The organism is Gordonia sp. 852002-50395_SCH5434458 (assembly GCF_001665905.1).
Taxonomy (GTDB): domain Bacteria; phylum Actinomycetota; class Actinomycetes; order Mycobacteriales; family Mycobacteriaceae; genus Gordonia; species Gordonia jacobaea.
Genome location: NZ_LZTC01000101.1, coordinates 42902 through 57343, shown reverse-complemented (window position 1 = coordinate 57343; position 14442 = coordinate 42902). Strand labels below are relative to the sequence as shown.

Annotated in this window: 14 protein-coding genes; 9 read left to right on the top strand and 5 right to left on the bottom strand. The window is 66.2% G+C overall.

All coding sequences use genetic code 11. The features are described from left to right. Nucleotides 1-275: 275 nt before the first annotated feature. On the bottom strand, nucleotides 276-536 hold the full coding sequence (locus tag A5785_RS23855) for a hypothetical protein (protein ID WP_049697960.1): 261 nt from the start codon (nucleotides 534-536) through the stop codon (nucleotides 276-278). Nucleotides 537-845: 309 nt separating this feature from the next. Between A5785_RS23855 and A5785_RS22100 the strand changes: the two genes are divergently transcribed. The 7 genes from A5785_RS22100 (at nucleotide 846) to A5785_RS22075 (ending at nucleotide 6424) form a co-directional block, all read left to right on the top strand. Beyond that, on the top strand, nucleotides 846-1709 hold the full coding sequence (locus A5785_RS22100) for a universal stress protein (RefSeq protein ID WP_049697961.1): 864 nt from the start codon (nucleotides 846-848) through the stop codon (nucleotides 1707-1709). A 150-nt stretch (nucleotides 1710-1859) separates the two neighbouring features. Then, entirely contained in the window at nucleotides 1860-2003 is a 144-nt protein-coding gene (locus tag A5785_RS23400) for a hypothetical protein (protein ID WP_156528179.1), read from the top strand. A gap of 19 nt (nucleotides 2004-2022) precedes the next feature. Further along, a complete protein-coding gene (gene soxR, locus A5785_RS22095) occupies nucleotides 2023-2469 on the top strand; it encodes a redox-sensitive transcriptional activator SoxR (RefSeq protein ID WP_049697962.1) in 447 nt (148 codons plus the stop codon). A 38-nt stretch (nucleotides 2470-2507) separates the two neighbouring features. After that, complete coding sequence (locus tag A5785_RS22090; protein WP_049697963.1) at nucleotides 2508-3515, top strand: patatin-like phospholipase family protein; 1008 nt, start codon at nucleotides 2508-2510, stop codon at nucleotides 3513-3515. A gap of 5 nt (nucleotides 3516-3520) precedes the next feature. After that, nucleotides 3521-4747, top strand: coding sequence for an MFS transporter (locus A5785_RS22085; RefSeq protein WP_049697964.1), 1227 nt, complete (start codon nucleotides 3521-3523; stop codon nucleotides 4745-4747). Nucleotides 4748-4793: 46 nt separating this feature from the next. Then, the gene (locus A5785_RS22080; RefSeq protein ID WP_049697965.1) at nucleotides 4794-6029 is read left to right on the top strand and encodes an arginine deiminase; all 1236 of its coding nucleotides are present in this window, start codon (nucleotides 4794-4796) and stop codon (nucleotides 6027-6029) included. Nucleotides 6030-6037: 8 nt separating this feature from the next. Further along, complete coding sequence (locus tag A5785_RS22075; protein WP_049697966.1) at nucleotides 6038-6424, top strand: GntR family transcriptional regulator; 387 nt, start codon at nucleotides 6038-6040, stop codon at nucleotides 6422-6424. 80 nt (nucleotides 6425-6504) lie between these two features. Here the strand turns inward: A5785_RS22075 and A5785_RS22070 are convergent, their stop codons facing one another. Then, nucleotides 6505-8127 (bottom strand): dolichyl-phosphate-mannose--protein mannosyltransferase, encoded by a 1623-nt coding sequence (locus tag A5785_RS22070; RefSeq protein ID WP_082946632.1) that lies wholly within the window; start codon nucleotides 8125-8127, stop codon nucleotides 6505-6507. 29 nt (nucleotides 8128-8156) lie between these two features. On the opposite strand from A5785_RS22070, the gene rsmI reads away from it, so the two are divergent. Next, a complete protein-coding gene (gene rsmI, locus A5785_RS22065) occupies nucleotides 8157-9032 on the top strand; it encodes a 16S rRNA (cytidine(1402)-2'-O)-methyltransferase (RefSeq protein ID WP_049697967.1) in 876 nt (291 codons plus the stop codon). Between the two features lie 49 nt (nucleotides 9033-9081). On the opposite strand, the gene A5785_RS22060 is transcribed toward rsmI, so the two are convergent. Genes A5785_RS22060 through metG form a run of 3 tightly spaced genes read right to left on the bottom strand, consistent with a single transcriptional unit; the run spans nucleotide 9082 to nucleotide 13081 of the window. After that, nucleotides 9082-10299, bottom strand: coding sequence for a GAF domain-containing protein (locus A5785_RS22060; RefSeq protein WP_049697968.1), 1218 nt, complete (start codon nucleotides 10297-10299; stop codon nucleotides 9082-9084). Nucleotides 10300-10309: 10 nt separating this feature from the next. After that, nucleotides 10310-11491: an aminodeoxychorismate synthase component I gene (locus A5785_RS22055; RefSeq protein ID WP_049698109.1), complete on the bottom strand. Its 1182-nt coding sequence runs from the start codon at nucleotides 11489-11491 to the stop codon at nucleotides 10310-10312. A gap of 18 nt (nucleotides 11492-11509) precedes the next feature. Further along, complete coding sequence (gene metG, locus A5785_RS22050) at nucleotides 11510-13081, bottom strand: methionine--tRNA ligase (protein ID WP_049697969.1); 1572 nt, start codon at nucleotides 13079-13081, stop codon at nucleotides 11510-11512. 228 nt (nucleotides 13082-13309) lie between these two features. On the opposite strand from metG, the gene A5785_RS22040 reads away from it, so the two are divergent. After that, nucleotides 13310-14425 carry an alpha/beta hydrolase gene (locus tag A5785_RS22040; protein ID WP_049697971.1) on the top strand — a complete coding sequence of 372 codons (1116 nt, stop codon included), beginning with the start codon at nucleotides 13310-13312 and terminating at the stop codon, nucleotides 14423-14425. Nucleotides 14426-14442 lie beyond the last annotated feature (17 nt).

Below are 14442 nucleotides of genomic sequence, written 5' to 3'. Positions count from 1 at the left end.
AGATGTGTATAAGAGACAGCCCCAACCCATCAACGGGCCCGGCCCCACCAGCCGGCCCCATCACACCCCACGGCGTCGACCCGCCAGACAGCCTCGGCCCACCGCTGGCCGACGCCGCCTAACCGGCGCGGCGACCAGTACGACACGCCAACCTGGCTGGCCTGCCCGCCCAACGAATCGGGCGCAACGTCGAATCTGGTTGTGTCGCAACCCATCTGCACCCCGCCACCACTCCGGTGGCGGGGTAGGGATCGTGCCGAACTGGTGGGTGAGTGTCAATCCACCAGCAGCAGCGGTGCCGTGCTGAACAGCACGATGACGAAGAAGGCGAACTCGAACCACATTGCGCCCTGCCAGATCTGCCAGCGGCCGCCTGCGCGCCAGACCCGGTACGTGCGTACCGCTGTCGTGAGCGCTGCGATCAGTACGACGATCGGGGCGACGATGAGCAGGAGCGTCTGCAGGCCGCCAGACGATGCGGCCGCGACCAGCACGATGGCGACCGTGAAGAACACCGTGATCACGACCGACGTCATTGCGCGACGGAACTCGCTCGGCTCAGACGGTGACGGGCTGCCGGTTGCTTCGCCATCGGTGCGACCGGTGTGATCGCTGTGCGAATTATCTTGCGGCCCAGTCATTTTTGGGTCACCACCAATCGGTTCGGGTGAAGGGTGCGGCTGTTCGGGATGTAGGCGGCGGTTCATTCACCGTACATCTGTCGGCCATTGCGGCAGTCGCTGCCTGCACCTTCGGGACCTTGTTCCATTGCCCTCGCAACCGTCGGCGGGCACGATGGATGGTGAGGGTTACTGAGCAGACAGTTGTGAGGAGTTGGAAAACAGATGAATGCGATTCTCGTCGGCGTCGACGGTTCTGAAGCGGCAACGGCAGCAGTCCGTTGGGCAGCCAAGGAAGCAGAACTCGAGCACCTCGACCTCAAGCTGGTCGGGGTCTACGACGCGAGCACGAGCGACTACGCGCCTGGGCTCATCATCCCGCAGGACGTGATCGATGCGATCCGGCAGGACGCCACCGATGCGGTGCAGAGCGCTGCTGCCGCAGCCAAGGAAGTTGCGCCCGACATCACCATCCATACGTCGATCGTCGACGGTGACGCTGCGCGTGTGCTGCTCGAGCTCGGCAAGGATGCTGCTCTGATCGTCGTCGGAACACGCAAGCTCGGCAGCGTGAAGGGACTCTTCCTCGGTTCCGTGAGCATCACGGTTGCCGCACACCACCACGGCCGCGTCGTCGTGATCGACGGCGAGGGCAACACCGACGGACCTGTCGTCGTCGGCATCGACGACTCGCCCGTGAGCGAGGCCGCCATCAAGGAGGCATTCCGGCAGGCGTCACTGCGCAATGTGTCGCTCGTCGCGGTGCATACCTGGACCCCGCTCGACGTCGACGCCCTGCACGGCTACGGAATCGATCCCGACGAGGTCACCCGTATGTCGCAGGATGCCGTCGAGGCACTCGCCGAGCGGCTGGCAGGCTTCGCCTCCGACTTCCCCGACGTCACGATCGAGCGGAAGGTCATCCCCGAGGACCCGGCCAAGGCCGTGCTCGACGCCGCAGGCGACAAGGCGTCGCTGATCGTGGTCGGCAGCCGTGGTCGCGGAGGCTTCACCGGCCTGCTCCTGGGATCGACGAGCCAGAAGGTGCTGCGGGAGGCCAACGCCCCCGTGATGGTCGTCCGGAGCTGACCGGGCTGGGCCACCGGAGAGCCGCACCCTAAATGTGTGTCCAATCGAAGGAGTTGGGTGCTGCAGCACCCACATCTATCGATAGGACACACGTTTAGGTCTGGCGGGTCGGCGAGCTCGGGTGAGTGATCTCGACAAGCTCGATCAGCGGTGGGCAAGCTCGATCAGCGGTGGGCGGCTCGATCGGCGGTGGGCAAGCTCGATCAGCGGTGGGCAAGCTCGATCAGCGGTGGGCAGCTCGATCAGCGGTGGGCAAGCTCGATCAGCGGGCAAGGCGACTTCAAGTTCACTTGAAGTCGCCTATTGTCGTTGTATGGGCCTGAAGAAGATCGAATTGTCCGTCGGTGAGCTGGCGCAGCGCGCGGGCATCGCGCCGTCGGCCGTGCGGTTCTACGAAGACCAGGGGCTGATCTTCTCGCGGCGCACGTCGGGTAATCAGCGGCGCTACCACCGCGCGATGCTGCGGAGGGTCGCGTTCATCCGCGCCTCCCAGGCTGCGGGGATACCGCTTGCGGTGATCGGTGAGGTGTTCACCGAGCTCGGCGATCACGAGTCGCCGTCGCGGGCGATGTGGGAGGCGGCGTCGCAGCGGTGGATCGCCGACATCAATCACCGCATCGACCTGCTCGAGACGATGCGCGACATGATCGGATCGTGCGTCGGATGCGGTTGCCTCTCGTTGGGTGCGTGCCACCTGCTCAACCCTGGCGATGAGTTGAACCGGCAGGGTCCGGGTCCGAGGCGGCTTCCGATCGACTGACGCGTGCGGCGTCGGACGTCATCGTTAGGCTGAGCATCATGGCCCGACCGTCTCGCGTGGCCCTCGCTCTGGGTAGCGGGGGAGCTCGCGGTTACGCACACATCGGCGTCGTCACCGAACTCGACGCCCGCGGGTACGAGATCGTCAGCGTCGCCGGATCATCGATGGGTGCGCTGGTCGGCGGGCTCTACTGTGCCGGGCGTCTCGACGACTACGTCGACTGGATCAGCGGTTTGTCGCAGCTCGACGTGATGCGTCTGCTCGACGTCTCGCTGTCCAAGCCGGGCGGGATGATCGGCGCTGAGCGCATCCTGGCGCGGGTCCGGGAGATCCTTGGCGACACCGTGATCGAAGACCTCGAGATCCCGTTCACCGCGGTCGCCACCGACCTCGCCGCAGGTCGACCGGTGTGGTTCCAGAAGGGCAGCCTCGTCGACGCCATCCGGGCGTCGATCGCGATCCCCGGTGTGATCCGGCCCCACGAGGTCGACGGCCGACTCCTCGCAGACGGCGGCATCCTCGACCCACTGCCCGTCGCGCCGACGTCGGCGGTCAGCAGCGACGTGACGATCGGCGTGGTGCTCGACGCCGACGAGGGCGCAGAACACGGCGCGAGTCGAGCACCCAAGACCAAGGGCGTGATCCGCCGCAACATCACCCCGTTGTTGGAAAACGACTGGGTGCGCTCGGTTCGCGAACGGTTCGGCGTCGAGGCCGACGATTCCGGGAGCCACGACGCTCGCGACGAGGACGCGCCCGCCTTGTCGGACGGATCCGACGACGTCGAGACGCTGTCAACGGCGAGCGAGGTCGACGACGGTGCCAAAGCGGCTCCGATGGGCAGGATCGAGATCCTGCTGCGCTCTCTCGACATCATGTCGATCGCGCTGACCCGCTACCAGATCGCGGGATACCCGCCGGACATTCTGATTCGGGTGCCACGTAAAGCCGTGCGCACGTTGGATTTTCACAAGGCCACGGAGATGATCGAGCTGGGTCGCGCACTGACCGCCGAAGCGCTCGACAAGCTTCCGGAGGAGCCGTGATCTGAGTGAAGCAGATTCCTCGCGGGATCTGGGTGCTGCTGGCTGCCAACGTGGTCATCGCGCTCGGCTTCGGTCTGATCGCGCCCGCACTCCCGACCTTCGCGCGCAGTTTCGACGTCGGCTACACCGCTGTGTCGGCAGTGGTGTCGGCGTTCGCGGTGATGCGACTGGTCTTCGCGCCCGCCACCGGACGCCTGGTGACGGTCCTCGGCGAACGACGCATCTACCTGACCGGTCTGCTGATCGTCGCGGCGAGCACATTGGCATGTGCATTCGCGCAGAACTACATTCAGCTCCTGCTGTTCCGCGGTGCTGGTGGTATCGGTTCGACGATGTTCACGGTGTCGGCGATGGCACTGCTGATCAGGTTGTCGCCCAACGAGATCCGCGGCAAGGTCTCGGGGTTCTTCTCCGCGGGCTTCCTGATCGGCAACATCACCGGCCCACTGATCGGCAGCGCGCTGGTCGGGTTCGGATTGCGCATGCCGTTCGTGGTGTACGCCGTCGCACTGTTGATCGCGTCGGCGGTCGTCGCAACGCAACTGCGCGACACCGCAGCGCCCGAGGTCTCCGACGTTCCGCAACGAGGTGCGATGTCGCTGCGAACCGCGTTGCACGACAGCGCCTACCGCGCGATCATCGCGTCGAACTTCACGCAGGGTTGGGCGTCGATGGGTGTGCGCGTCGCGGTGGTGCCGCTGTTCATCACCGAGGGACTCGACGAGTCGGCCGCCATGACCGGTGTGGTCCTCGCCGTGTACGCGGCCGGTAACGTCGCCGCGATCCTGGTCGCGGGAAGGATGTCCGACAGGCTCGGTCGTCGACCGGTGATGCTTCCCGGCCTCGCCATCATGGCGATCTCGACAGCCCTGCTCGGGTTTTCGCCGAATATCGTCTTCGCGCTGGTGCTCTCGCTGTTCGCCGGTGTCGGATCGGGATTGTTCGCCCCGACGCATCAGGCCGCGCTCGCCGACGTTCTCGGCGCCAGACGGCAGGGTGGTTCGGCGCTGGCGGCCTACAGCATGTCGTCGGATCTCGGTGCGGTCACCGGTCCACTGATCGTCGGGTTCGTTGCTGGAGCTGTCGGATTCGGCCCGGCATTCGTGCTGACCGGAGCGGTGGCAGCCGTTGCGTTCGTCGCATGGCTGTTCGCCCGCGAGTCGGCTCCCGAAGTTGTCGGTGCCGTCCCGCGACTGCATCCGACGCAGCAGTCCGATCCCGACGCACCCTGATGTTCGGCGTCGAGCATGCGCGGCACTCGGCGACTAGATTTGATCCATGCCTGCGTCGACTGCCAGCGGTGACTACACACTCGGCTCCAACACGGAGGTCGGCCGACTACGCGCGGTGATGCTGCACCGTCCCGGCGACGAACTGCTGCGCCTCACCCCGCGCAACAGCGACCAACTGCTGTTCGACGGATTGCCCTGGGTCGCCCGCGCTCAAGAGGAGCACGACGAGTTCGCGGCCGCACTCACCGCGCGCGGCGTCGACGTCTTTCTCCTCGGCGATCTGCTCACCGAGACGCTCGACCACAGCGGCGCCGCGCGAATCCAGGGAATCGCAGCAGCAGTGAACTCCCGACTACTCGGACCGCACCTTGCCGAAGAACTGGCCGGGTACCTGCGCGGCCTGCCCGCACCACAACTCGCCGACGTGTTGACCGCCGGCATGACCTTTGACGAGTTGCCGTTGACCCCGGCGGCGGAGTCGGCGTCGCTGGTGCGTCGCATGCACGTCGGGCCGGAGTTCGCCATAGCGCCGCTGCCCAATCTGCTGTTCACCCGCGACAGTTCGTTCTGGATCGGGCCTCGATTCGCGATCACCTCGCTCGCTCTGCCCGCCCGCGTGCGAGAGACCTCACTGACCGATCTGATCTACGCGCACCACCCGCTGTTCACGGGTGCGCGCCGCGCGTACGAATCGCAGGTCGCCCCCGTCGAAGGAGGCGACGTGCTGCTGCTGGCGCCGGGAGTCGTCGCCGTGGGAGTCGGTGAACGCACCACCCCCGCCGGCGCAGAAGCCTTGGCGCGCAGCCTGTTCGCCGACGGACTGGCGCACACCGCGCTGGCGGTTCCGATCGAGCAGCAGCGCGCATTCATGCACCTCGACACGGTCTGCACCATGGTCGACGCCGATGCCGTCGTGATGTATCCGAACATCCGCGACAGCATGTCGGCGTTCACGTTGCGCGACCTCGGCGACGGCGACGTCGACGTGAGCGGGCCACGCCCGTTCGTGGAGGCGGCCGCGGACGCGATGGGCATCGGCAAACTCCGCGTCATCGACACCGGCCTCGACCCGGTCACCGCAGAGCGCGAGCAGTGGGACGACGGGAACAACACTCTCGCTGTCGAACCGGGCGTCGTGGTCTCCTACAACCGCAACGTCGAGACCAACCGCAGACTCGTCGACTCGGGTATCGAGGTGATCGAGATCGAGGGCCGTGAACTCGGCTCCGGCCGTGGCGGTCCACGGTGCATGTCGTGTCCGCTGTCGCGGGACCCGCTCTGAGGTCGACGATGGACCTCGCCGCACGGCTCGCCATCGACCACGACTCCGATCACGCACCCTTCGAACAGGTCCGCCTCGGCGTCATCGACCTCGTCACACGGGGCCAACTGCTTGTCGGAGAACGACTTCCGACGGTGCGCGCACTAGCCGCCGACCTCGACCTCGCCCCCAACACGGTCGCGAAAAGCTATCGCGAACTCGAGGCCGCCGGGATCATCGAGACCAGGGGCCGACGCGGAACATTCGTCAAAGCCGGATCGAACACGACGCTCGACGATGCCCAGCGCGCCACCGTCGACCACGTCGCCGCGCTGCGTGCGATGGGAGTCGACGACGCCACGATCGTCGACCTGGTCACGCGGGCCGTCGGCGGCGACGAGCACCCCGCTGGCTGAGCGCCCCGCCGCTGGTTGAGCCTGTCGAAACCACCCCGCCCATCGTTGGTTGAGCTTGTCGAAACCACCCCGCCCGCGCGTCAGCCCCAGCTCGGCAGCCAGATCTGTTGGTGCCATTCCTCGGGCGAGATGGGACTCGCGGTCAGGATCGGCCACAGCCAGGCGAAGTTCGCGACGACCAGCCCGATGTAGATCGCGACGACGATGATGCCGAGAACCTGCCGTTCCGGCCGGGGTCTGGTCGGCGACGATCTGGTCGCGCGCAGTGTGTCGCCACAACACAGAGCCAGGCCCATCACGAGGAACGGTGCCAGGACCGTCGCGTAGAAGAAATACATCTGGCGGTCGAGTTCGGCGAACCATGGCAGAAAGCCCGCGCCGTATCCGACGATCACCGCGGCGTAGCGCCAGTCGCGTCGGATCAGAAAGGCCCACAACCCCCAGAGCAGCATCGGAATCGCCAGCCACCACATTGCCGGTGAGCCGATCAGCATCTGGGCGCGGACACATTGGCCGCCGCCACATTGGTCGGGTCCGTTCTCCAGTGCGTACAGCATGGGGCGCAGGCTCATGGGCCACGTCCACGGCTTGGACTCCCAGGGGTGGTGGTTGCCCGCCGAGTTCGTCAGACCGGCGTGGAACTTGAGCACCCCGGCCTCGTAGTACAAGAGCGATCGCCACGCGCCGGGCACCCACGCGTACGGTCCGTCGGTCCCGATCGTGTTGCCGACCTGGTAGCGGTACACCGACGTCTCGCTCGTGAACCACGGGACAAAGCTCGCGAAGTAGATGGCGATCGGCATCACGACGAGGCTCGCGACGCCGGGTACGGCGTCGCGAACCAGCGCGCCCGCCCAGGGGCGTCGAACGTGATAGGCCTTGCGCGCTGCGACGTCGAATCCGATCACCAGCAGGCCGAAGAAAATGATGTAGTAGATGCCCGACCACTTCGTCGCACACGTCAGTCCGAGCATCACACCCGCGGTGAAGCGGTACCACCGGAAGCCCAGGCGAGGTCCGAACTGTGAGTCTTTGATGCGGCCGTCGAGGTAGGCGTTGAACATCCGCTCGCGTACCTGGTCGCGGTCGCAGATGACCGCGGTGAATGCCGCGACCACGAACAGGCACTGGAAGATGTCGAGCATGCCCATGCGTGACTGCACGAACAGCACGCCGTCGCATATCGCGAATACCGCGGCGATCGCTCCGATGAGTGTCGACCGTGCCATTCGACGCACGACCCGGTAGATCAACACCACGATCGCGACGCCCGCGACCGCGGACATGACCCGCCAACCGAGCGGACTGTATCCGAACATCCACTCGCCGACGGCCAACAGCCACTTGCCGGCCGGTGGATGCACGACGAGTCCGTAGGCCGGATTGTCCTCGATCCAGTTGCCGCCGGTCAGCACCTGCCAGCCCTGCGGAACGTAGTGCTTCTCATCGAAGACCGGTGTGCCCTGGTCTGTGGGGTGGTTCAGCCCCCAGAAGCGGGTGGCGGTGGCCACCAGAGTGATGATCAGACCGACGATCAGGCCCCGCGTTCGGTCGGGTGCGCCGAAGAGCGGCACCTCGATTTCGGGGTCGGGTCGGACCCGCGTCGAACGCAGCGCGGCCACCTTGAGCAGGCGTCCGCGGGCGGGCGTCGGATCGGCGGCGGGCGCAGCGATGGGTCCGTCGACGATGGTCACCCGGACCATCGTAATGTCCCGCTCGTACAGTGATTCGCATGATTCCCGCTCCGGACGCGTCCGACACCGACACGGGCAACGGTCGACTCGTCCTGGCCGCGACCCCGATGGGTCAGGTCGACGACGCGTCGTCGCGTCTGCGCCATGCCCTCGCGACCGCCGACATCGTGGCGGCTGAGGACACCCGACGCACTCGGGCGCTGGCCCAAGCGCTCGACGTGACGATCACCGGAAACGTCGTCAGCTACTACGACCAGGTGGAGGCCGCACGGACCCCGGCGCTCCTCGATGCGATCCGCGCCGGAAGCACAGTGCTACTGGTCACCGATGCCGGCATGCCATCGGTCAGCGATCCGGGCCACAAGATCGTCGCAGCATGTGCGGCGGCGGGTCTGCGAGTCACCGCGCTGCCCGGACCGTCGGCGGTGACCACTGCGCTGGCGGTCTCCGGCCTACCGTCGGACCGCTTCTGCTTCGAGGGTTTCGCGCCACGCAAACATCAGGCACGGCTCGACTGGCTGACCCAGTTCGTCGACGAGCCGCGCACCGTTGTCTTCTTCGATTCGCCCCACCGCCTCGCCGACACCCTCGTCGACGCCGTCGACGTTCTCGGACCCGATCGCGAGGCGGCGGTGTGTCGGGAACTGACGAAAACGTACGAGGAGATCCGTCGGGGCCCGCTCGCCGACCTCGCGCAGTGGGCGGCCGAGGGCGTCCGTGGCGAGATCACCGTCGTCCTGGCGCCGGGGGAACGTCGGGTACCGGCCGTCGACGACCTCGTCGAACAGGCCGAACAGCTCGTCGCGGGTGGTCTACGACTCAAGGAAGCCTGCGCACAGGTCACCGAGGGTACGGGCGTGTCGCGGCGCGACATCTACGAGGCGGTCCTGGCCGCACGCACCGAGACGGACTAGCGTCGCAGGTCACCGAGCTGACCGGGACTGCTGGACAATCAGCCGACCGTCAGTCGGGGACGACGGTCAGCGTCACGTCGGTGGCAAGCCGGTACGGCCGACTGGCCACGAGGGTGCCGACGGCCCGGCGCAGGCGCGACATCTCGGACCGCACCGACACCTCGTGGGTCGCGTCGCCGAACAGCATCTTGCTCAACTCCGCAGAGGTGAGGCCCGCGCGCCCGGCGTCGGAAAGCAGTAGCAGGATCTGCGCGTGACGTCGCGTGATGACGATGGTGATGTGGTCGGGACCGTCGGTGACATGAATCGACGGTTCGCCGCGGAGGTCGAGCTCGATGAGAATCGGACCCGGCGGTCCTGCCGGGCGTACCACCCAGCCGCCGACGATGCGCTCGGCGACGCACACACCGAGCCCCGTCACGAAGCGCAGCTCACCGTCGCTCGGTGGGGCGATCCTGGTCGGGGCGATCACTCCGCGGCTGTCTGCGACGAGACCGTCGTCGTCGACGAGTAGCGCAGCCTTGAAGGCGGACAACGTCTTTCCGCCGACCTCACGCAACGTGCTCAGTCTGCGCTGGTGCTCGTCAGAGACGTCGCGGGCGCAGAACTCGGCGACAGACGCTGCAAGCATGAGCGTCGCGGGCTGGACGGCATTCATCTGCCCTCCGAAGGCAATCACCCCGGCGACGTCGCCGGTGACCCGATCGAGGACGGGAGCTCCCGTGCAGTACCAGTCGCCCAGTGCCTTCGCGTAATGCTCGGCGGGGTAGACGCGCTGCGGTCTGGGGTCGGCGAGTACCTGTCCCACCACGGTCGTTGCGGCCGATTCTTCATCCCAGCGCGCACCCTCGGTGATGTGCAACCCGTGCGCCGCGTCGCGGAGTCGGGAATCCGCTTGTCCCCACAGCATCACGCCGTCGGCGTCGAACATCCCGAAGACGAGCTCGGATTCGTCGGCGCTTGCCTCGACGATCGCCCGGGCTGCCGTCGACGCGTGCCGAAGCGAACTCTGTTCACGGCGACGGTCGAGTTCGTCGGCATTGACCAGTTCGGGTTGATGAGTGTCGCGTTGGTGTCCGCGGGTGCGGGCGCGCAGCCACGATTCGAGAACTGATGTCGGCGGCGTGTAGTTGTCCGGATAGCGGTGCGCAGTCTGTGTCGAGCCGACCGCGTCAGCGCCGAGTGATTCACTGATGATCGAGGCTCGGATATCGGCGAGGTCGGTGGTGATCTCGGCGGCCTGCTGGACGGTCGCGGCCCAATTCATATCGATAACGTTAGCCGAGCACACTCGGTCGCGCGTTGATCACACTTGCGGCTTTGTCGAGGCATTCCTGCCATTCACGACGCGGATCCGAATCGGCGGTGATGCCGCCACCGACGCCCAGCGCCATCGAGCCGTCGGGTGCGATCTCGACTGTCCGGATCGCGACGTTGAGGTCGAGCAGGCCTCCTGGACCTGCCAATCCGACTGCCCCGCAGTACACCCCGCGTGGGTCGCGCTCCCAGTCGGCCAGCAGTTGCATGGCCCTGAGCTTGGGTGTTCCGGTGACCGACGCCGGGGGGAACGTGGCATCGAGTAACGCCACGTTGCCGATCTCCGGCGGCAGTTGCGCCCCGACCCGCGAGACGAGGTGCCACACGCCCGGCGCGCCGACGACCTCGAGCAACCTCTCGACGCGCACAGACCCGGTGCATGCCACACGACCAAGGTCGTTGCGTACGAGGTCGACGATCATGATGTTCTCGGCGATGTCCTTCGACGACGCCGCGAGCACCGTCGGGTCGTCGCCCGCGGCGATCGTGCCCTTGATGGGCGCCGACCACACACGCTCGCCACGTCGGGACAGGAAGGTCTCGGGGGAGAAGCTCGCCACTGCGCCCCAATCGCCCTGTAGGAAAGCGGATTTCGCGGGTCGGGTGTGCGACGCGAGATCTGCGAAGAACCCGCACGCAGATCCGGTGAGTGTTCCGGTGAATCGGGTACACAGGCATGCCTGATAGATCTCACCAGCGCTGATGGCCTCGAGACAGTGTTCGATCGCTGCCAGGTGTGGTCGAGGGTCTGGCGGTTCCCACCGGGTCGACCACCCTCGGGTCGAGTCGTCGACTTCCGTTGCGGCATCGGCCAATACCTCGCGCACCCAGTCGGGCGGCCCGGTGCCGGAGGCGCTGACGTGCTGCCAGTGCCCATCCTTGAGCACCAGGAGGTGGTCGGTCTCACCACCGGCGATCGTCGGCAATGCTGATTCGACGCCGCGCACCGGAAAACCCAAGTATCCCAACCAGAATCGGTCGGGACGATCGGGTGGTGTAAGACCTGGGCGCAACTCGATCGACGGCGCGATGACCGCGTCGGCATCCCACCAGTCGCCCACAAGGGCTGCGGGAGGCGGTGATCCGCGACGCGCGGTCGCCACCTGCAGCGTGCGTAGCAGGTCCGTCGCGGTCGGGGTCAACGCGTCACCGCACACCGCTCACGCGTCGCGGCGCGGGAAAATCACTGTGGGCTTGGGCAATTGGGTTCCGGGCGTGAGGCGATCGTCGACGGTTGTGAACTCTCGATCGTCGCCCACAGCCAGTAGGTCGAGCAGCGCGTTGCACGACGTCGGCATGACCGGCTGCGCCAGCAGTGCGACCACGCGAACCACCTCTGCGCACACGTAGAGCACGGTGCCCGTCCGCTCGAGGTCGGTCTTCGCGAGCTTCCACGGTTCCTGTGCCGAGATGTACCGATTGGTCTGCGCCAGCACTGACCACAGTGCCTCGAGTCCCAGATGGATCGCCTGCACGTCGAAGTTGTCGCGCACGCGCGGCAGCAGTGTGCTTGTGGCGTCGAGGATCTCGGAGTCGGCGTCGGTGTAGGCGCCGGGGGTCGGGACCGCACCGTCGAAGTACTTGCCGATCATCGACAGCGTGCGCTGCGCGAGATTACCGAACTCGTTGGCGAGGTCGGCGTTGACGCGTGCGGTCATGCTCTCGGCGGAGTACGAGCCGTCCTGGCCGTAGGGCACCTCGCGCAGCAGGAAGTAGCGGAGTTGGTCGAGGCCGAACTCGTCGAGGAGGCTCTCCGGATCGACGACGTTGCCGAGCGACTTGCTCATCTTCTCGCCCTTGTTGAACAAGAAGCCGTGCGCGAAGACCCGCTTGGGCAGTTCGATTCCTGCGCTCATCAGAAACGCCGGCCAGTAGACGCAGTGGAAGCGGATGATGTCCTTGCCGATCACATGCAGATCGGCGGGCCAGTACCGCTCAAACGTGGCGGCGTCGTCGGGGAAGCCGACGCCGGTGAGGTAGTTGGTCAGCGCGTCGACCCACACGTACATGACGTGATCGGGATGCCCGGGCACCGGGACGCCCCAGTCGAACGTGGTGCGCGAGACCGACAGGTCGGTGAGGCCGCCCTTGACGAAGCTGACCACCTCGTTGCGTCGGACATCTGGTCCGATGAACTCCGGGTGCGATTCGTACAGTTCGAGCAGTCGATCCTGATACGCCGAGAGTCGGAAGAAGTAGGTCTGTTCCTCGGTCCAGGTCAGGACGTGCCCGTTGTCGGAGGCCACGCGCTCGCCCGCCTCGTTGACCGTGGTGTCGGTCTCGGCGTAGAAGGTCTCGTCACGGACGTCGTACCAGCCCGAATAGGTGTCGAGGTAGATGTCGCCCGTGTCGGCCATGCGCTTCCAGATGACTTCCGACGCGCGCTTGTGGTCGTCGTCGGAGGTTCGGATGAAGCGCTCGTAGCTGGAGCCGAGGCGGTCCTGGAGAGCCTGGAAGCGATCGGAGTTGCGCTTGGCCAGCTCCGCCGTCGGGATGCCCTCTTTCTCCGCGGTCTGCTGCATCTTCTGCCCGTGCACGTCGGTTCCGGTGAGGAATCGGACGTCGAATCCGTCGAGACGCTTGAACCGGGCGAGTGCGTCGGCCGAGATGTACTCGTAGGCGTGCCCGATGTGCGGTGCGCCGTTGGGGTAGGCGATGGCCGTCGTGATGTAGTACGGACGCCCGGCGCCGTGTGATGTACGCGTGTCGGTGCTGGTCAGATCAGTGGGCATAGTGCCTGCCAGGATACTTGGTCGCCCGACGCCCGAGCGCCCCGCGTCGACCGCGCGCTCGGGGACGGCCGACTGGGCGCTCGAGACGGCCGACTGGGCGCTCGATATCGCCGACCGTGCGCCATATCGTGCCGACTGTGCGCCAGATCGTGCCGACTGGGCGCTCGAGACAGCCGACCGTGCGTTCATCGAGGCCGATCGAAGTGACACGTCCCGTATTCTGACCGCATGGTGATGGCTGATCGACCCGAGGTGGAGACCGCATCCAAGCCCGTCGCGGCGTTGACGATGGTTGGCCTCGGCGAGAGTCTGCTGAACGGTCTCGCGCGAGTGCCCTTCTCAAAACCGTGGAAGGGGCCTGCCGGATTCCTCGACAACGTCGGCCAGTCCGTCACCAGGAACACCATTCGCGCGTTCATGGGGTATTCGATGGGACTGCCCATCGAGGAGTTCCGTTCGATGGAGAAGGCGCTCGACGACATCTGCAACGTCGTCCTGCCGCCGGTCATCGAACTCGCGGGCAAGGTCGACATCTCCGAAGACGAGATCAACGGCGTGTCGGGAATCTGGTGCCGCGCCAAGGCCAGCAGCGACGAATTCGTCGACGACGACGAAACCAAGGAATCCATCGGGGCAACTGTTCTGTACCTGCACGGTGGTGGATACATCGGTACGACGCCGATCATGTACTCGGCATTCGCCGCAGCGCTGGTTCGGATCACCGGTTTCGAGATCTTCATCCCGGACTACCGAATGGCACCCGAGTTCCCCTTTCCCGCAGGAGTTCTCGACGCCGCCGACGTCTACCAGGGCCTACTCGACCGGGGGATCGACGCCGATCACCTGATGGTTGCGGGAGATTCCGGCGGTGGTGGTCTCGCGACGTCGTTGATCAGCTATCTGCACAACCAGGGCATGCCTCGGCCGGCGGCGCTTGCGCTGTTCTCGCCCGAGATCGACCTCGACCTCGACAACGCCTCGGTGACCGAGAACGCCAAGTACGACATCCTGCCGTGGAGCATCCCGGTCACCCCGTACCTGCACGGCGTGCAGCCCAACGACGTCAGGGTGTCGATCGTCTACGCCGAACCGAGTCCCGACTGGTTTCCCCCGACGTTCGTCTGCTGGGGCGAGTACGAGATGTTCCGCGACGGCATCCGCGACTTCGTCGGGAAACTCGAGGCCAACGGTGTCGGCGTGTACGGATACGAGGGTCGCGGTATGTTCCACGTCTTCCCGATCCTGATGCCGTGGGCGGAGGCGTCGAAAGACGTTCTGAGAGAACTGCGGACGCGCATCGCGCGCAACATCAAGGCCGACCCGGAGGCCAAGCCGACGCACTGAGGCGTCGGGCTCGGCCA